The sequence below is a fragment of the Nitrospirota bacterium genome, from assembly GCA_016214845.1.
Classification (GTDB): domain Bacteria; phylum Nitrospirota; class Thermodesulfovibrionia; order UBA6902; family UBA6902; genus SURF-23.
The window spans coordinates 32255-50592 of record JACRMS010000033.1 but is presented as its reverse complement, the minus strand read 5'-3'; the positions used below and the strand labels follow the sequence as shown (position 1 = coordinate 50592).

The following is an 18338-nucleotide window of genomic DNA, read 5'->3' as shown; positions in this document are numbered from 1 at the left end:
TCTGTCAATTTCCGTCGCACCCATTTGGTTTATCACTAAATAAAGTACTCCACCCGCTATCTTCCTGATTATCAAGCTTAATAATTAATTTTCATTAAAACTCATTTCTTAGCCTGATTTTTGCATTTATTGAAAGTGCAAACAGTGGCAATCTTAAGTCATGCGTATATCGGAAAGGGCCGCTGGGCGGGAGAGAGAGGGGCATGGTTGAAGTTGAGAGGTTGGTTAATAGGCATATGAAATATATTCCACAGAGGACGTTTGAAAGTAGTAAAATAAATAACTCCTTTGTGCTCCGGAAATTTTATCTTTATTGATGAGGTGATCTATGAAAGATGATGACAAATCAAAGATACAGTCCATAAGCGAGTTTGCAAAAAAACACAGCCGCGTCTCGCCGGTGGAGAAACCAAAAACATTTTACCAGCATTCAGGAAATAACCTCGAACATTTGTTTGACCTCTCAAATGACATGTTGTGCATTACTGACCTGGCCGGATATTTTAAGCAGGTAACCCCCGCGTTCAAGAACGTTCTCGGAAAAAACCTTCGTACCCTCAAGAACTGACAACCATGCTGTTGAATTATTCCTTCCCCGGAAACGTGCGTGAATTGCAGGCTATGGTTTTTGATGCCGTCGCCCAGCATAATTCCGGGATACTTTCAATGAATAGTTTTAAGCAGTTCATGAAACACAAAGGTTTGAATGTGAAAACCAATGCTGCCCCGCCACTTAATGAGAATTTTTCCATCATCAAGGACAACGGACGCCTACCTACCCTGGAGGAAGCAGAAGAACTTTTGATATCCGAGGCATTAAAACGCGCGAATGGCAATCAGGGCATAGCCGCGTCCCTTCTGGGCCTCACCCGGCAGGCGCTGAATAAGCGCATAAAACGCAACGAGGCAATTGAGAAATGAAATTATTTTATCATCCTTCTGCGCATGAGCCTGAAGGGGTAGGGCGCAAGCAGTCCGGCTACAATGATAAGCCACGCTATGTCCCATCTCACGGAGTATAATGAGCCTGCTGAAAACGCCCTGCAGATATTCACGAGATGATAAAGGGGCGTAAAGAAAGCTATCTTCGTAACAACCGGGGGCAACGTATCGAGCGGGAAAAAAATTCCGGAGAAAAGAAAACTCGGCGTTAACAGGACGGTAAAGAAATAACTGAAAAAATCGATGCCCGGCACAACAGCGGTAGTTATTATCGAGATTTCCGCGAAGATCATTCCGCTGATAAAAAGCACGGGTATGGCAAGAATGATCACCGGCGAATCAACGAGTCCGAATAAGAAGATCACAAGGGTTATTATTGAGCCGTAGAAAACGCTTTTTGTCGCGCCCCACATCATCTCTCCGGCTGTGAGGTCGTCTATACTCACAGGCGTGGCAAGTATTGCGTCAAATGTTTTCTGATGCGCCATTCTGATATAAGTTCCGTAAGTGCATTCGGAGGCAGTTGCAAACATCGCGGAGGAAGCGATCAGCCCCGGGGCAATGAATTTTATATAGGGCACGCCGTTCACATCCTTTACAAGGCCTCCAAGCCCAAGCCCCATCGCAACAAGGTAAAGCACCGGTTCGACAAAATTGAAGGCTATGCTCGACAGATAGAGCTTTTTGTAAACAGTAAAATTTCTCTGCCAGATCCTGAACGCCCTTTTAATTTTCAATGCTTATTACCCGCATGGTTTTTCCAAAATCTCCCCTCGCCCCTCTTTGCTAAAGAGGGGAATAAGTCCCCCTTTGAAAAAGGGGGATGTAGGGGGATTTTCATATTATCCCTCAAGGCTGCTCCCTGTCAGTTTTAAATAAATTTCTTCCAGATCTCCGCCGTGAACGGCTGTAAGCTTTGACGGAGAATCTATCGCAACAATCCGTCCTGAATCCATGATCGCCACCCTGTCGCAGAGTTTTTCAGCCTCTTCCATGTAGTGTGTCGTAAGTATGAAAGTTATGCCTTTCGCCTTCAATTGATTAAGCTGGTCCCAGACGGAATGCCTGCTGTGGGGATCAAGCCCGGTCGTGGGTTCGTCCAGAATCATCATTTCAGGATTGTTTATCAGCGCCCTTGCAAGGAGCAGCCTGCGCTTCATTCCACCTGAGAGGCTCGTTATTTTTACGCCGGACTTCTCGCTGATTTCCGCAAAATTCAGAAGCTCTCCTGCCCGCTGCGCAGCTTCTTCCCTGGGTATATCAAAATATCTTGCATAGACAATCAGGTTCTCAAGGACGGAAAGATCTGGATCGAGGTTGTTGTCCTGGGGCATTACGCCTAATCTTGCCTTTATCTCCGATGGATTTTCAATAACGTCCATGCCGAACACTTTTACTTCCCCTGACGTGGGCGGCATAAAACAGTGGATTATGCTCATGGCAGTAGTTTTGCCAGCGCCGTTTGGTCCAAGGAAACCGAAACATTCGCCTTTAATGATCTCAAAATCTATGCCGTTCAGCGCGCATAAAGAGTTGTAGTATTTCGTCAGGCCCTTAGCAGTAACTATATTCATGGAGATAATTATAACATCTTCAAATTGTAAACCCGGTTAATCTTTAAAGCCCAGTGAGGGGGGGCGATATCATTCCTGCTTGACAGGAATCCTTCTTAAAGAAAGATTCCGAACAAGTCGGAATGACTAACGTGATATATTGCAGCTATATCGAAGAACTCAGAATTTTTTTGTTCTTCCTTTTTAAATGATCAGAAAGATCCCGCCTGCGATCAGAAGGATGCATACTGAGAGAGGTATGAGGCGGACCACGGTCTGTCTGCCTTCGTAAAACTTTCCATCATATAAAGTGACCGGATATTTGTGAGGTTCTTTTGATAAATAATCAATTACATCAGTAGGTGAAAATCCCGTCTTGTATGCGCCTTCAAGGTCAAAGCCTTTTTCATCGGAAAGGGCCCTTGCAACATCTTCCTCTGATCGTATGATGCCTTCTTTTATTATTACTTTATTGGGAAATGAGCCTTCCTCTACTTTAAGGGCGGACAAAGCGGCATAAAGCCAAATCCCCGCAAGGACAGCAATTATTCCTATGAAAGTGTACCTGATATTCATTATTAGTCCCCGTTGGATTATCCAGTTATTAAATAACGTATCATTCGATGCATGGTTGTGTCAATATAAAAAATATAGAAAAACCTGATACAATTATTTGATGAAATACTACGAATTTACTGTCATTGCCCCGGATGAATCAAGGGAAGCCGTCATGAATAAATTGAATGATATGGGCTGCCTCGGTTTTATTGAAAGGGACGGACAGCTCACCGCCTATTTTGAAGGGCAAAAAGATATCGCACTTCTCTGTGACGAGCTGTCCCGGTTTAAGCTGGTGCTCAAATCTTCCGGCCTTGGATCAGCGCTTTCTTTCAGTCATGTCCTGCTTCCTGATAAAGACTGGAATGCCGAATGGAAAAAGAATATCACTCCTATCCTTGCAGGAGAAAATATCACGATTATTCCCCCATGGGAAAAGGAGCACGCCGGACGTATCAACATCCTTATAGATTCGGGGATGGCGTTCGGCACAGGTCATCATGAGACCACAAGGACCTGCCTTGCGCATATTGAAAGAATTTCAACAGTAGGCGGGAGAAAAAGTCTCCTCGATATCGGAACCGGTACAGGTATTCTTGCCATCGGGGCATCCATGTTGGGATTTACGCAAATAACCGGGATTGACAATGACCCGCTTGCTGTTGACGCAGCCCGAAGAAATGTTGAACTGAACAACCTGAAGAATGTGGAAATAAAGGAAGGAAGTATTTCATTGGTACAGGGTACATTTGATGTCATCATTGCTAATCTCATCGCCAAAACGCTTATTGAGATCGCCCCTGAAATCGTATCCAGGCTGAATCGCGGGGGCATTGCTGTTCTTTCAGGTATGCTTGCCGGAGATGAGGAGAATGTTTTAAAGGCAGCGGAAAATGCGGGTCTCATACCTGAAGAAAAAATGTTCGACGATAAATGGGTGACAATGGTTCTCACGCGTGGGAAAAAATAGAAGCATTAAACAACTAATAAAAGTCATTTGGAGTCTTTTGGCTGAAATGAAAGACAGAATTTACTCATGCTCTTTGCTCTATGCCCTATGCTTTTTCCCATTCGACCATGAAAAAACATTTAAAGGAGGATTGATATGCCGAAGGTTGCGGTGATACTCGCTGACGGTTTTGAAGAGGTCGAGGCAATGGCGATAATTGACGTCTTGAGAAGGGCGGAAATCGATGTTGCAGTAACAGGCCTGCACGACGGCCATGTCGTAAGCGCGAGAAAGGTGAAGGTCATTCCTGATACTGTGATCGATAATGTGAAGGCTGATGACTTTGACATGATCGTGCTTCCGGGAGGGCAGCCCGGCTCTGACAATCTCAATGCGGACAAAAGAGTAAAAGACCTCATCAGGGATTTTCACGGAAAAGGAAAACTCGCCGCCGCTATTTGCGCGGCACCTTACGTCCTTGCGAATGCCGGCATACTTGAAGGCAAGCACGTAACTTCATTTCCAGCTTACAGGGAGAGGCTTGGTAATTCCGTGTACGAAGAAAAGGTTGTTGTAGAGGACGGGAATATCCTGACGAGCAGGGGTCCCGGGACAGCTATATGTTTTGGGCTTGCCATTGTCAGGAGACTGGCTGGTAAAGAAAAGGCACAGAAGATAAAAGATGCGATGCTGGTCAAGCAGGAGTGTGATTGAGCGCATGAGATCAAAGAGTGATGAGAATGTCATTCCCGCGAAAGCGGGAATCCAGAGAAGAACTGGATTCCGGGTCAAGCCCGGAATGACGCAATGAGTATGGCTGTTCATGAGACATGACCTACATTGAAAGCAGCGCCATTGATATCAGTGCAAGAAGGACCCCGATACCTTGCCTCAATGTGATTTCTTCTTTCAGAATTATAAACGAAAGGAGAATTGTAACAACCGGATAAAGCGCGGTCAGTGTTATTACGATGGAGGCCTTTCCCCTGCCGACAGAATGAACAAAGAACAGGCCGCCTATGGCTCCGGTAAGTCCCGCAAGGACAGCATAAGCGGTCCCTTTCCCGTGCATTTCCATTTTGAAGTTCATTGACAGAAGAGTGAAGAAGACGATGATCAATGTGCCGAGGGCGGCAAAGACATAAACATTCCTGGGGCTGATGTAGCTCGTCGCTAATTTCTGAAAAAAGCCCCACAGCCCCCAGAACAGAAGAGAGCAAAAGGCCAAAGCGAACCAGTTATCTGACTTGAACATTTATAAATTCCTCTTCACTGTTGTTAAAGATAAAAATAAAGGCTTTTTGATGATAAGTCAAGGATGGTATTTGGCTTATCCTGTCACCTGTACTTTCGGACAGGTGACAACAGTGTCTGGAAATGATAAATTAATTTATCCCAAGAAGTTCTTTTGTCGGGTTCTTATCAAATTTGTATTGCGGTTATAGCGCTAACATTATCGAAGGGGATCGGATTATGAAAACAAAAACCGTACATGTCTTAATGTTAATACTCTGCGCTTTATTCTCTGGTGTTTTTATCGCGTGTGGTGGTGGAGGGGGAGGCGGTAGTAGCAACGAAGGAGATAACAGCAAGCATATTAATATAGTTACATATTCAGGCAGCGTGACGCAGGCTGCGATAACTGCAAATAACGCTGAAGAAGTTTCAATGATGGCATTTGAAGGGGGTGATATTGCATTCGGCGATATGAATATAGCGCAGAAGAGTGCGGCTGGTTCCCAAACAGAAACCAGGAAAACTATTGAACCAGCGCGCCCGCGTTTATTGATATTATCCAAAACTCTTGAAAGATCATTTCAAAATGCAAATATAGTCTCAAAATCTAATGCGACTGTATCAGGCGCAATGGAAAGTGAAAGCGAAACCATTGAAGGTAACTGCGGTGGCAGTTTGGACCGCATTTTAAACTATGATCCTCAGACGGGGGAAACAAACGGCTCGATAAAGTACAACTCCTATTGCAGCGACGGCGTTACAGTTTCCGGCAATACGGACATGACTGGAAAATACGACATTTATACAGGCAAATACCTGTTGATGACAATCAATTTTAATGACCTGAACGTCTCATATGAAGGGGACACTTCTGTCAGCAGAGGGAGTATAACTTATGATTATACGGCCTATCCTTATGCTATCACCATGAACATGATGATAAGCTGCTCCTGTTCGGCAAAGGTGTACAAATATGAAGACTTCAGGATGACTTTTTCCGACACATGGGATACATCGGGGAGTTGCACGGAATTCACCATGTCAGGGAGGTATTATGACCCGGCTTACGGCTATGTGGATGTATCGACTGTCAGGCCTTTCCGCATTTACGCCGGTGCTAACTGGCCGTTTACAGGTCTCCTCGTAGTCTCCGGCTCCGGCAACAGCAGGGCCAAATTGGAAATGGTTTCCGGTGCGGCATACCGCGTTTACGCCGACGAAGACGGCGACGGATCATTTGAATTGGATTCAAGAGAGCATTGGCCCGGAGAGAACAGCGCCCCTGTGGCAAACGCAGGTTATGGACAAAATGTTTATGAAGGCAGTGAGGTCACTCTTGATGGCCACGGAAGCTATGATCCGGACGGAGATATGATGACTTACACATGGACTCTCGATTCTGTTCCCCCAGGAAGCAATGCCGCTCTTTCCGATCCGAATTCCATAAACCCGAAATTTACACCCGACTTGCCGGGAAGATATAAAATCAGTTTGATAGTCAGTGACAGCATTGCAAATAGCACGGCAGTTGAAGTGGTAATCTATGTTAACGCGTTACCAGCTCCTTTTGCCAATGCAGGGGCCGATCAGACCGTATTTCAAGGAAATCTTGTCAGCCTTGATGGTTCAGCAAGTAGATCAGACTGTTTTTTCTGCGAGGATTCTTTAACCTACAACTGGACATTTGTCTCAGTTCCGGCCGAAAGTACTGCAGTCTTATCTAATCCAAATTCTGTTGGACCGAGCTTTATTCCTGACGTAATTGGAAGTTACGTGCTAAGCCTGGTTGTCAATAACGGCAAGAGAGATAGCATCCCTGATACGATAATAATCAACGCTTTCTCTAAGTTAAACGGAGGCAGCATTCAGGATGCAATCAATGCCGCAGAATCCGGTGATACTATTATGGTGCCGCCGGGAGTTTATTATAGTGGGATCAATTTTGGTGGTAAAGACATTACTCTCCAGAGCATGTCCGGATCTTCAAACACAATTATTGACGGCGATGCTGTTTTAGCTCCCTATTATACTCCTATCGTCATCGGACCGGGTGGAACCATAAAGGGGTTTACTATAACCAATGCAAAGCAGGCGATCACGATATTTGGAAAGAATACACGGATACTGGAGAATATATTTAAAGGTAACAGTTCAAGCTACCTTGGCGCTGCAATCACGGGTTCATCTGCTTCGCCGATCATAGAGAAGAATATTTTTCGAAATAATTCATGCTGGTCAGATTATTCGCGTAAAGATTTTGCGGTAATTTCATTTATTGACAGATCCTCACCGCGCGTAATTAACAATTTATTCCATGAGAACGCATGTCCCGCTATAAAGATGAGCCTTTTTACAGATGAAAAGACAGAGGTAATAAATAACACCTTTGTTTCAAACAGCGCAGGAATTTTGGAGAGTAGTTATGCGGCTACATACCATGTATACCGAAATAATATTATTGTGGGAAATAATATTGGATTCGAGAACAATTTGACATGGCCAGAGACCGGCCTGCCTGTATGGGAAAACAACCTGGTCTACAGCAACACAATCAATTACCAAGGGATTGCCGATCAAACCGGTGTAAACTTCAATATCTCTGCCGATCCAATGTTCATTGATGTGTCTTCCGGCAATTACCGGTTAAAAGCCAATTCACCTGCGATAGATTCAGGGAGTGATTTAAGTGCGCCCACCGACGATTTTGATGGAAAGACGAGGCCGATTGACGGGAACAAGGACGGTGTTTCGAGGACCGATATAGGCGCATTTGAGACTCAGTAATTCGTTCTTGAATCCATTTTCTTAAATCCCTATATAAAGTCTGGAGCAGTGATAATGTGCTTGACATCCTGTTTCAGTTAAGATTATTTTTAATGCAGAATGAATCCTTACGATAAATTCCTTTATCCCAGTTACGCGTACCCGCAGACGCATCCTGAGCATCTCGCGACATTGGCCACTCTGTTCGGAATGAATCCTGCGCCTGCAGAAAACTGCCGGGTGCTTGAGCTCGGCTGCGGCAGCGGGGGCAATATTGTCCCTATGGCGCTGGTTTTGCCGCACAGTGAGTTTGCAGGCATTGACCTCGCGAAAAGCCCGATCGAGCAAGGACAGGCCACGGTAGATGCGCTTGGACTGAAAAACATCACTCTCCGGCAATTGGACATAATGGAGGTATCTGCCGATCTCGGACAATTCGATTACATCATCGCCCACGGACTGTTTTCATGGGTCCCGCCTCCGGTGCAGGAAAAGATCATGGCCATTTGCAAAGACCTCCTTTCACCGAATGGGGTTGCCTATGTGAGTTACAATACTCATCCCGGTTACCACCTTCAGGGTATGGTGCGAGGGATGATGCGCTTTCACGCCGCTCAATATGAAGGGCCGAAAGAGCAGATCAGCCAGGCTTTAAGTTTTGTAAAGTTTCTTTCAGAGTCGCTGCCTGAAAATAATTACAGCAAGTTCCTGAAGGACACAGTGAAAGAATTATCAGAGAGGTGCGATGAGAGCATTTACCATGACGAGCTGGCTGAGGTCAATCTGCCGCTTTATTTCTACCAGTTCATGGAGCTTGCTGACAAGCACGGGCTGCAGTATTTGTCTGATGCGAATTTTCATGATATGCAGGAGGCGTTTCCCTCGGATGTCACAAATATTTTGCAGGCCCTTTCAAAGGGCCGGACCATGCTCAAGGAACAATACATGGATTTTTTCAGATGCCGGAGGTTCCGGCGCACTCTCTTATGCCATAAGGATGTCAAACTGGAGCGGACGCCGCAGCCTGAGCAGATGATGAATTATTATATTGCCTCGTCTGCCCAGCCCGTATCACAAAGACCCGCAATTGCCTCTGAGGCCGAGGAAGAATTCCGGAATTCTCAGGGCGCGTCCATGAAGACAGGCCATCCGCTCGCAAAGGCTGTTATCGCTGAACTGGCAGATGCATGGCCGGGGTCATTGCATTTCAACGACCTGCTTTTGAAAGTACGAAGCCGTTTGAATAGCGGCCCTTCTGAAAATGAAACCGCCTCAGAAGAAGCTGTGCCCGCTCTGTGCAAAATTATTTTATGGACCTTTGCCGCAGGATTGTCAGAGCTTCATATTGGCCCTCCCAAATTTACTATGAATGTCAGTGAGCGTCCTGTTGTCAGTCCATTAGTGCGTTTACAACTGAAGAATGATAACCGTGTCACAAGCCTGCGCCACACAAGCGTACAGATGGATAGTTCACTGGAGAGGCGATTGTTGATGCTAATGGACGGCACCAGGGGTAGAGAGGACTTATTAAATGAGTTAGCAGCTCTGGTCGAGTCGGGCAGTGCAGATTTACAAGTGAATGGTGAGCTTGTGCAAGACAGGCAGAAAGCCATTGAGCTTTTAAGAGAAGGACTGGAGGCTACTCTTAATAAGATAGCGCGCCTTGCGTTATACGTATCGTGAAGTCCGCATTCTGAAAAAGACAGAGAACAAAAAACCCCCCTGATATGAGAGCATAGCAGGGGGAATTATAAAGGTAAATTATACTTTGTTTACGTTTACAGCCTTGGGGCCTTTGGGTCCCTGTTCAACGTCGAAGCTGACGGCCTGGCCTTCGGCAAGGGTCTTGAATCCGTTGCCCTGAATGGAAGAATAGTGAACGAATATGTCGCCGCTTTCTTCGCTTGTTATAAAGCCGTAACCTTTGGCTTCATTGAACCACTTCACTTTTCCTTCAGCCAACTTCATTACCTCCTTATTAAAGCTAAAGCAAAAAAATATCTTTGCTTCTCTTAAAAAGGTTGCAAGAATAAAGATTTTTTTGCAGCCTTCCAAATACATAAAGAATTATTTATAAGTAAAAATATAATGTCATCTTTCATGAATAAATGTCAATAAAAAAATACACAAAAATGTACGCCAATTCATTCAATATCCATACCTGATATCAAAACTTAAAAACTCTCCTGTATACCCCTGCCATTTCTCTTTAACTTTCACAACCCGCGCGCCCGGAGGGCCTTTATGACACCATTGAACGGCTTGTTTGAGTTTGTCCACCTGGCCTTCAAAGACCGCTTCAACATTTCCGTCAGGCAAGTTTCTGACCCAACCTTTTAGTCCGAGACTTAAAGCCATATCCCGTGTGCTTGCCCGAAAGAAAACGCCCTGGACCAAGCCTGAAATAATTATATGCACCTTCCCATTTTCCATCTGTTGTGTTATAAATTATACATAAAACAAATTCTCAAATCTTGCAAACTTATTGTGAAATTCTTTTCTAAATATTCTCGGAGGGAAGTGTGAAGACAATAGAAATAAAACCTGATATTTTCTGGGTGGGGGCAATTGACTGGGCCGTAAGAGATTTTCACGGATACATGACGCCAAAAGGAACGACGTATAACAATTATCTTATAATGGACGAAAAAGTTACCCTCGTGGATACGGTGAAGCATGATTTCTCCCGGGTAACAATAAACAATATAAAAGAGCTGACCGACCCTTCCAAGATCGTTAACCTTGTGATAAACCATATTGAGCCTGATCACGCAAGCAGCGTTGACAAGATAATGTCGCTTGCGCCTGATGCAACTATTTATATCACTGAGAAGGGGAAGAAAGGACTTGACAGGCACTTTGATACTTCAAAATGGAAGTTCAAGATTGTAAAGACAGGGGATGTTATTAACACCGGCAAATACAATCTGTTCTTCATCGAAACCCCGATGCTTCATTGGCCTGATTCAATGATGACTTATGTGAAAGAGGCAAAGCTGCTTATTTCACAGGACGCTTTCGGACAGCATATCGCGACATCCTCAAGGTTTGACGATGAATTCATTGAGTGCGCTTCACACTCAGACCTTGAAGATTCCGTCGTTGACTACTACGCAAATATACTCATGCCTTTCGGGGAGTTAATCAAAAGCAAGATTGCTGAAATAACTAAACTCGGGCTTGAGATAGACATGATCGCGCCTGACCACGGCATAATCTGGAGACAGGAGGCGGGCAACATCATACAGAAATATCTCGATCTTGCAAACGGAAAGACGTCTTTAAGCATTGCCGTTATTTACGATACCATGTGGCACAGCACAGAGCTTATGACTCTTCCCCTGATGCACGGCATAAAAGATGAGGGTATTGATTGCAAGGTAATAAAGCTGCGTGCTACGCCGATGAGCGTCGCTATAAAGGAATTCTGGAAATCAAGGGGATGCCTTATCGGAAGCCCGACGCTGAACAACATATTGTTCCCTTCTGTCGCGGAATTTCTGACCCATTTAAGGGGACTGCGTCCCAAGAACCGTATCATGGGCGCGTTCGGAAGCTATGGATGGGGCGGCGGCGCGGTGAAAGAGGCGTATGAAGAATTTAAGAGAATGAAACTGGAAGCCGTTGAACCGGGATTGCAGGTGCTTTACAAGCCTTCTGCGGAAGAGAACCGGAAGTGTTATGAGTTTGCAAGGGAGTTTGCTAAAAAGGTAAAGGAGTATCACGGAAAATTTTAAGGGAATATATGTTAAAATATTTCCATTGTTTTCTTGTGCAAGCCGTAAGTGGTTTCTCATTAACTAAATATCAGAGGTAAACTCTATCAAAAGTATGCAAGAGATCGAGAAAAGGGTACACGAGGTCTTACACAATTTAAACTGGCTTCTTGAGGCTCATGACAGTTTTGCCGAACTGATTGAGATAAAAGGCAAGAAGGTGATAATAAAGTGTGTGGGATTTTGCGCCGAATGCGAGTCCAACTGCGTAAGAGTTGCTTTTCAGGAACGGATGCCCGATATTAAACTTGTCCTGCAGTGAACAGGTAAATCAGGTGCCGCCTTCAAAAGATGAAATAATTTCCCTCCTTGATAAAAAGGCCTTTGACGTTATATCGAGACTCTCCTGTGATGACAGAAAAGTCATCAGTAAACTCATCTCCCTTTCCTATGAAAAAAAGAGCCAGGTATCGTGGCGGGCTATAGAGGCCATTGGTTTAGCCGCAAAAGAAATATCAAAATCGCATCCTGACGTTGTGAGGAATATCGCGAACCGCTTGTTATGGATGATGCGCGATGAATCCGGCGGGATACCATGGAGCGCACCACAGATCCTTGGCGAAATAGTGAGGAACAACCCCTCGCTGTGTTCGGACCTCGCGCCGATAATAGCGTCTTCCCACGATGAAATAATGCTGAGAAGCGGCGTTATCTGGGCAATGGGCAGGATCGGAAAGATAAACGCCGAAACGGTTGAGTATGCGGTTTCCATTATCCGTTCATATATTCATAGTGCTGACACAACGCTTCGGGGTTACGCGGTATGGGCGCTTGGTGAAATGGGAGCAACGGAAGTAATCAATGACCTGGAAGCGTTGAGGGGCGACAACAGCATCATCGATTTCTACGAAGAAGGCGAGCTAAGACAAAAAACCGTTGGTATACTCGCAGCAGAGGTTTTGAAGAAATTGACTTAGTGCAGCGCCTTTTTTTACAGCTCTCCGGTCTTAATTCTATCTTTCCGGCAGGGCCTGGCAGAATGCGAGCACATCGAGTTGTTCTTTGAGTTCAAGGAACAGCAAGGAGATCATCGGCGTGCCGGGATGTCCCCAGCGGATCTTATGCAAAGTTTCATACGGGTTTTTGTTTGCTACAGTTCCAATATATCTCACTGTATTTTTGTCGGTACTCATATTTATTTCTTTCCCGTCGACTCCGTGGCATTTAATGCACGTTGCAAGATATATCCTGCTGCCGCTGGCTACATCCCCGAAACTCTTTTTAGTTTCACGATTAATAAAGAGGTCTACATCTATTTGCCCCAGAGATACAAAGAGGGCAAGCGCGTCATAATCGTTTTCGGACAATTTATTGTCGAAGGCATGTGTATCGTTTTTAAGTATTTTAACTATCTCGACAGGGTCCATGTTCGCGTATGAACGTATACCTGTTATACCTGTGTAATGACTTCCTTTTGAGTAGTCGCCGACTTTGCCTTTATAGTCCCACCCGTGGCATTCCTTGCAGCGCCAGGTATCAGGGCCTTTTTGAGGCCCGTTTGCAGGGTATGAAGGATGTGTCTTGTCAATTTTTCCACCAAGCTCTGCCATCCAGTTGTCGTATAACATCCCGCCTCTTGCAAGTTGAACAAATTTCATCCCTGTTAATTTTTGCACATCATCTGCAGTTACCGGCGATGACGCGCATATTGAAAATATAAAAAATAATACTATGATTAATAAAAAACGGATATTTGTCCTTTTCATTTTTTCTCCTTTTGTTTCAGGTTTTCTTTATCATATCAATTTTAATAAAAATATCAAGCTTCAATGCAAAAATACTTTATTTAATTCTTGACAATAACGCCTGACGCATGACATCAACAGGCGGCTTAACTCCTGTCCACAGCTCAAATGCCAGCACCCCCTGCCATAAGAGCATACCCGACCCATTGATCGTTTTTGCCCTTTTCCTTTCAGCTTCCTGAAGTAATCTTGTCTTTTTGTATACAAGGTCGCATACGACCGTATCAGGTGTGATGAAATCGGGATCTAACGGCAGAGGGTCCTCCTGCTTGAGTCCAAGAGGCGTTGCATTGATAATTATATCCGGCTTCCCGATGTTTTTCGGGTCATCAAGAAGAGATACATTAATGCGGATTTTTTTGAGGTCGTTTATCAGCCTCTCTGCCTTTGGCCTGTCGACATCATATAAATAAAGCTTTGAAGCCTTTTCACTTAAATAATAACTTACCGCCCTTGATGCACCTCCTGCACCGATGATGAGGATGTCCTTGCTTTCTGTTGATACTCCTTCTTCAGACAGGGAACTCATGAAGCCCCTGCCGTCGGTATTGTATCCCTTCAATTTCCCGGCAGTGTTAACAACTGTATTAACAGCGCCGATAAACAGGGCCTCCCTGTCAACCTCATCGAGCAGGGGAATAACCTGTTCCTTATGAGGCACTGTTACATTGACACCGAGGAGACCTAAACTGCGGACGGCCCTGACCGCGTCCGGTAAATTTTCAGGCAAAACCCTGAAAGGGACATAACACATATCAAGCCGGAGAGTCTTGAATGCGGCATTGTGCATTGCGGGCGAGAGAGTATGCTCGATCGGGTTGCCGAAGATGCCGGCTATTTTAGTTTTCCCACTTACATCCATCTGTTATTCCTTTTAAAAGTCCTTCAGGCGTTGAATCAACGGCTTTGACGTTCATGCCGAGACATTCTCCAAGGTCATTTAAGGTGACGTTGTCTAAAAACACATCTGTTCCGTATCTCAGCATAACATTGGGCACGATCAGGCAGTCGGCCCTGGTCTTGCCGGCGAGTGTCTTCACGATATCTTTGCCGGTAATTAATCCGGCCACTGTCACCGTAGGGCCGAAGAACTTATTTTCAACCCTGAATATGTCGAGACTCAGTCCTTCGATCGTATTGAGCCTTTTAGCGAATTCCTCAAGATAAGGAATAAATGACGCGCCGGTGAAAGTGGCCACCCTTCTCGGCTCGATCTTTTTCGGAAGTTTTATTTTTTTTGCGGCGTTCAAAAACAGCGGCACCAGCCCGACACCGTTCTCGATCTGCGGCAGGTCTCCGTAATCTTTAAGGAGAGGGAAGGGCAGGTCGGCCTTGATATAAAATTCATCTGCAATATACACCACCGGATCACCGTGGCGTTTCCTGAACCTGACCCTTGCCTGTTTCACGGTATCGATGACCTTTACGGCATCGGGTTTTTCAACTGGTTTTACATTGGGCTTTTTGAACTTTGTCAGCCCGACGGGGACGACCGCAATGGATGCCACATAGGGATAGAATTTCTGCAGGTCTTTGATGGTCTTTAGAAGCTCCTCACCGTCGTTCAGGCCAGGGCATACGACTATCTGGGCATGGATCCTAATTTTGTGCGCGGTAAAATCGTGCAGCTCCTGTAAAATGTCGGATGCTTTCGGATTACCCAACATCTTCTTTCTCAGCTCGTTATTGGTCGTATGCACGGAGATATAGAGAGGGCTGAGCTTCTGTTCAATAATGCGCTTCTTGTCCGGATCGGAAAGATTTGTAAGGGTGATGTAGTTGCCGTGAATAAAGGACATGCGGTAATCATCGTCCTTCAGGTAAAGGGTCTTTCTGAGGCCCTTGGGCAGCTGGTCCACAAAGCAGAACACGCATTTGTTCCTGCACGGTTTTATCCTCGACGGCTTTAATTCGACGCCGAGGTAATCACCCTCTTTCTTTCTGATCTTAAAGAGTTGCGTTTTATTGCCCCGCTGGATTTTGAGGTTGACGGAGTCGTCCCGCGAATAGAACATGTAATCTATAACGTCCCTGACGGGGTTGTCGTTTATGCTTAAAATGACATCACCTTTTTCAAGGCCCGCGTTCTGCGCGATGCTTCCTTCAACTATGTTGCTTATTATCGCCTGCATAATAATTTAAGTATTTTGTTTTAGCCCCTTATACACATAATGGACTCCTGCCACTGCTGTTATCGCCGCGGTCAGAAGAAAGTACATGGTATCAATTTGCGTTTCGCTGTTTATATTTTTCAGCAGCAGGATAAAACCTATCAGTGCAAACTGGCAGGTGCTTGCGGCCTTTCCCCATATACTCGGTTCGATCTTCAGGTTGTGAGTAACAAGGTATATGATTATACAACCCGTTACTACAATTATATCTTTACTGATGACTATAATTGCAAGCCATACCGGCAGCGAACCGTATATGCTCATAAGGACAAAAGAGGTTATCAGAAAAAATTTGTCCGCAACCGGGTCCAGGATACTGCCGAAATAAGTTGTTTGTTTCCTGATCCTCGCGATAAACCCGTCAAGCAGGTCGGTAACCGACGCCGCGATAAAAATGGACAATGCGAGGGTATAGTCTTTATAAATAAGTGAAGCTGCAAAGAATGGCAAAAGCAGGATCCTTGCAAGAGTCAAGATATTGGGGAGATTTCCAATCATATGGGAACAGCTCCATCAAACGTTCTATATGAAATTACCCAAATGTCAGTCTTCAAAAAATATAAAAATGGAAGCCCCTGTTCATTCAGGGAAACAGGGGCTTTCCGTTGTTTATTAGAATAAGCCTTTTACCTTGCCGGTGTTCACGTCCACATCAACTCTGCGGTAAGCAGGGTCGGATGCTGTCCCGGGCATCAATTTGATCGCGCCCGCAACAGGGACGACAAAGCCCGCGCCTTTGTATGTGAGAATGTCGCGCACAAGGAGCTTCCATCCTTTTGGGACCCCTTTTAAATTCGGATTGTCGGTAAGGCTGAGGTGTGTCTTGACCATGCATGTTCCAAGCTTCGAGGTCTCCGGGTCGTCCTCCATCCTCTTTGCCTTTGCCAGCGCGTCGGGAGTATATTCAACCCCGTCGGCCCCGTAGACTTCTTTCGCGATCAATTCGATACGCTTGCGGAGGGGAGTTGAAAGTTCATACAGCAACTTGAAGTCGTTCGGCTCATTGCATGCGTCAACAACCGCGTCAGCAAGTTCAAGCGCGCCTTCGCCGCCGTACTGCCAGTGCTTGGAGAGCGCGACCCTTGCGCCTGCGGCCTCGGCAATTCTCCTGACGGCCTTGATTTCATTGTCTGTATCGGTGTAAAAGGCATTTATGCAGACAACAGGGTTGATGCCCGCTTTCTTTATTACATTCAGAAGGTGGATGAGGTTATCACAGCCTTTCTCTACCCATCCAACATTTTCACCCTTGTATTCTTCAGGTATCGGTTTCCCGGGGACAGGGATCGGCGCGCCCCCGTGACATTTCAACGCCCTTATCGTTGCGACAAGGACCGCTGCGTTTGGCTTTAATCCTGAGAACCTGCATTTGAGGTTCCAGAATTTCTCAAATCCGATGTCAGCGGCAAAGCCGGACTCGGTTACGTTGTAGTCGGCAAGTTTAAGACCCACCCTGTCTGCAATGATGGAGGACTGTCCGATCGCGATGTTGGCAAAAGGTCCTGCATGTACAAGCACAGGCTGACCTTCAATGGTCTGCATAAGGTTTGGATTCAAGGCCTCAACCATCCATGCGGTCATTGCGCCTGCCACGTTAAGGTCTTCTGTTGTAACGGGTTTTCCGCTCTTGTCATAAGCGACAACGATCCGGCCCATCCTCTCTCTCATGTCCTTAAGGTCTTTTGCAACAGCCAGGATAGCCATGACCTCCGATGAAACCGCTATTGCAAAGCCGGAGTTCATCATGAAGCCGTCGTTCTTGCCGCCGAGTCCGATTGTTATCTCTCTCAGCGCCTGGGCGCAGAAATCCATAATCCATTTCATCTCGACGTTGCGCGGGTCGATGTTTAGCCTTTTTAATTTGCGTTTTGCAAGCTGGTCGTCATTGTAATTGAACTCGTGCTGTATGCGTGATGTGACGGCAACCATTGCAAGGTTGTGCGCGTTCATGATCGCATTGATGTCGCCGGTCAGTCCCAAAGAGAATGGCGTCAAGGGAATGCACTGCGATAATCCTCCGCCTGCAGCAGAGCCTTTGATGTTCATCGTAGGTCCGCCGGACGGCTGACGGATGGCGGCAATAACATTCTTTTTGCGTTTGCCGAGACCCTGTGTCAATCCCATCGTGGTAGTGGATTTGCCTTCTCCAAGTGGCGTCGGCGTTATTGCGGTAACGTCTACATACTTTCCATCAGGCCTGTTGACAAGGCGCTTTAATATCTTGTTGAAATCCAGTTTAGCAACATAATGGCCGTGAGGAAGAAGCTCTTCCTTTTCCAGACCAAGCTCCTCTCCCAATTGATAAACGGTCTTCATGTTGGGTTCGGCAGCTTCGGCAATTTCCCAGTCAGCGTGTTTTGTCGGATCAAGCGGCATTGTTAAATCCTCCTTATTAGGTGTCTATTTTTTTCAGAGAAAAAACCTCTGATAAATTATTTGAAGCGTCGGGTGTTTTGCATTACCTCATTTGCTAATTGTTAACAATTTTCTGTATACGTCCGAGGTATTGAACCCGCATACAGAATTGTGGAGGTTTAAGAATTTAGCATAGAGCATAACGCACTGTCAAACTAAATTTCTACAGCAATAGGAATATTTGAAAATGTAATATGAAAGAGCGAAAGCTCAATAGTGCAGAAGTTCAA

General features: G+C 45.5%; 20 protein-coding genes. 9 read left to right on the top strand and 11 right to left on the bottom strand.

The genetic code is table 11. The features are described from left to right. Positions 1 to 328: 328 nt before the first annotated feature. Both HZB61_12055 and HZB61_12050 read left to right on the top strand, forming a co-directional pair. Positions 329 to 568: a hypothetical protein gene (locus tag HZB61_12055; protein MBI5057337.1), complete on the top strand. Its 240-nt coding sequence runs from the start codon at positions 329 to 331 to the stop codon at positions 566 to 568. A gap of 53 nt (positions 569 to 621) precedes the next feature. Then, the gene (locus HZB61_12050) at positions 622 to 921 is read left to right on the top strand and encodes a helix-turn-helix domain-containing protein (GenBank protein ID MBI5057336.1); all 300 of its coding nucleotides are present in this window, start codon (positions 622 to 624) and stop codon (positions 919 to 921) included. Positions 922 to 923: 2 nt separating this feature from the next. Here the strand turns inward: HZB61_12050 and HZB61_12045 are convergent, their stop codons facing one another. From HZB61_12045 to HZB61_12035, 3 genes are all read right to left on the bottom strand, one after another. Continuing rightward, positions 924 to 1679 carry an ABC transporter permease gene (locus HZB61_12045; protein ID MBI5057335.1) on the bottom strand — a complete coding sequence of 252 codons (756 nt, stop codon included), beginning with the start codon at positions 1677 to 1679 and terminating at the stop codon, positions 924 to 926. A gap of 105 nt (positions 1680 to 1784) precedes the next feature. Then, complete coding sequence (locus HZB61_12040) at positions 1785 to 2516, bottom strand: ABC transporter ATP-binding protein (protein ID MBI5057334.1); 732 nt, start codon at positions 2514 to 2516, stop codon at positions 1785 to 1787. A gap of 183 nt (positions 2517 to 2699) precedes the next feature. Further along, positions 2700 to 3071 carry a hypothetical protein gene (locus HZB61_12035; protein MBI5057333.1) on the bottom strand — a complete coding sequence of 124 codons (372 nt, stop codon included), beginning with the start codon at positions 3069 to 3071 and terminating at the stop codon, positions 2700 to 2702. A 100-nt stretch (positions 3072 to 3171) separates the two neighbouring features. Here HZB61_12035 and prmA point away from each other — a divergent pair, with 100 nt between their 5' ends. Beyond that, a complete protein-coding gene (gene prmA / locus HZB61_12030; GenBank protein ID MBI5057332.1) occupies positions 3172 to 4023 on the top strand; it encodes a 50S ribosomal protein L11 methyltransferase in 852 nt (283 codons plus the stop codon). Positions 4024 to 4158: 135 nt separating this feature from the next. After that, complete coding sequence (locus tag HZB61_12025; protein ID MBI5057331.1) at positions 4159 to 4716, top strand: DJ-1/PfpI family protein; 558 nt, start codon at positions 4159 to 4161, stop codon at positions 4714 to 4716. Positions 4717 to 4837: 121 nt separating this feature from the next. Here the strand turns inward: HZB61_12025 and HZB61_12020 are convergent, their stop codons facing one another. Further along, the gene (locus HZB61_12020; protein MBI5057330.1) at positions 4838 to 5257 is read right to left on the bottom strand and encodes an EamA family transporter; all 420 of its coding nucleotides are present in this window, start codon (positions 5255 to 5257) and stop codon (positions 4838 to 4840) included. Between the two features lie 218 nt (positions 5258 to 5475). Between HZB61_12020 and HZB61_12015 the strand changes: the two genes are divergently transcribed. Beyond that, on the top strand, positions 5476 to 8022 hold the full coding sequence (locus HZB61_12015; GenBank protein MBI5057329.1) for a hypothetical protein: 2547 nt from the start codon (positions 5476 to 5478) through the stop codon (positions 8020 to 8022). A 99-nt stretch (positions 8023 to 8121) separates the two neighbouring features. After that, positions 8122 to 9684, top strand: coding sequence for a methyltransferase regulatory domain-containing protein (locus HZB61_12010; protein ID MBI5057328.1), 1563 nt, complete (start codon positions 8122 to 8124; stop codon positions 9682 to 9684). Between the two features lie 78 nt (positions 9685 to 9762). On the opposite strand, the gene HZB61_12005 is transcribed toward HZB61_12010, so the two are convergent. Together HZB61_12005 and HZB61_12000 are read right to left on the bottom strand one after the other, a co-directional pair. Then, on the bottom strand, positions 9763 to 9969 hold the full coding sequence (locus HZB61_12005; GenBank protein ID MBI5057327.1) for a cold-shock protein: 207 nt from the start codon (positions 9967 to 9969) through the stop codon (positions 9763 to 9765). Positions 9970 to 10149: 180 nt separating this feature from the next. Beyond that, on the bottom strand, positions 10150 to 10434 hold the full coding sequence (locus tag HZB61_12000) for an acylphosphatase (GenBank protein ID MBI5057326.1): 285 nt from the start codon (positions 10432 to 10434) through the stop codon (positions 10150 to 10152). Positions 10435 to 10523: 89 nt separating this feature from the next. Between HZB61_12000 and HZB61_11995 the strand changes: the two genes are divergently transcribed. The 3 genes from HZB61_11995 to HZB61_11985 all read left to right on the top strand — a co-directional run bounded on the left by HZB61_11995 (position 10524) and on the right by HZB61_11985 (position 12694). Next, a complete protein-coding gene (locus HZB61_11995; GenBank protein MBI5057325.1) occupies positions 10524 to 11738 on the top strand; it encodes an FprA family A-type flavoprotein in 1215 nt (404 codons plus the stop codon). A gap of 94 nt (positions 11739 to 11832) precedes the next feature. Then, positions 11833 to 12039, top strand: a complete 207-nt coding sequence (locus tag HZB61_11990) for a NifU family protein (protein ID MBI5057324.1) — start codon at positions 11833 to 11835, stop codon at positions 12037 to 12039. After that, on the top strand, positions 12026 to 12694 hold the full coding sequence (locus HZB61_11985; protein MBI5057323.1) for a HEAT repeat domain-containing protein: 669 nt from the start codon (positions 12026 to 12028) through the stop codon (positions 12692 to 12694). Before HZB61_11990 ends, HZB61_11985 begins: the two co-directional genes overlap by 14 nt. Before the next feature lie 36 nt (positions 12695 to 12730). Here HZB61_11985 and HZB61_11980 read toward each other — a convergent pair whose 3' ends face one another. The 5 genes from HZB61_11980 to HZB61_11960 all read right to left on the bottom strand — a co-directional run bounded on the left by HZB61_11980 (position 12731) and on the right by HZB61_11960 (position 18069). Continuing rightward, on the bottom strand, positions 12731 to 13483 hold the full coding sequence (locus HZB61_11980) for a cytochrome c (GenBank protein ID MBI5057322.1): 753 nt from the start codon (positions 13481 to 13483) through the stop codon (positions 12731 to 12733). A 76-nt stretch (positions 13484 to 13559) separates the two neighbouring features. Next, a complete protein-coding gene (locus HZB61_11975; protein MBI5057321.1) occupies positions 13560 to 14384 on the bottom strand; it encodes a shikimate dehydrogenase in 825 nt (274 codons plus the stop codon). Beyond that, a complete protein-coding gene (locus HZB61_11970) occupies positions 14362 to 15654 on the bottom strand; it encodes a DUF512 domain-containing protein (GenBank protein ID MBI5057320.1) in 1293 nt (430 codons plus the stop codon). The genes HZB61_11975 and HZB61_11970 overlap by 23 nt, the downstream gene beginning before the upstream one ends. Before the next feature lie 6 nt (positions 15655 to 15660). Further along, positions 15661 to 16191, bottom strand: a complete 531-nt coding sequence (locus HZB61_11965) for a CDP-alcohol phosphatidyltransferase family protein (GenBank protein ID MBI5057319.1) — start codon at positions 16189 to 16191, stop codon at positions 15661 to 15663. A 114-nt stretch (positions 16192 to 16305) separates the two neighbouring features. Beyond that, positions 16306 to 18069, bottom strand: coding sequence for a formate--tetrahydrofolate ligase (locus HZB61_11960; protein MBI5057318.1), 1764 nt, complete (start codon positions 18067 to 18069; stop codon positions 16306 to 16308). Positions 18070 to 18338 lie beyond the last annotated feature (269 nt).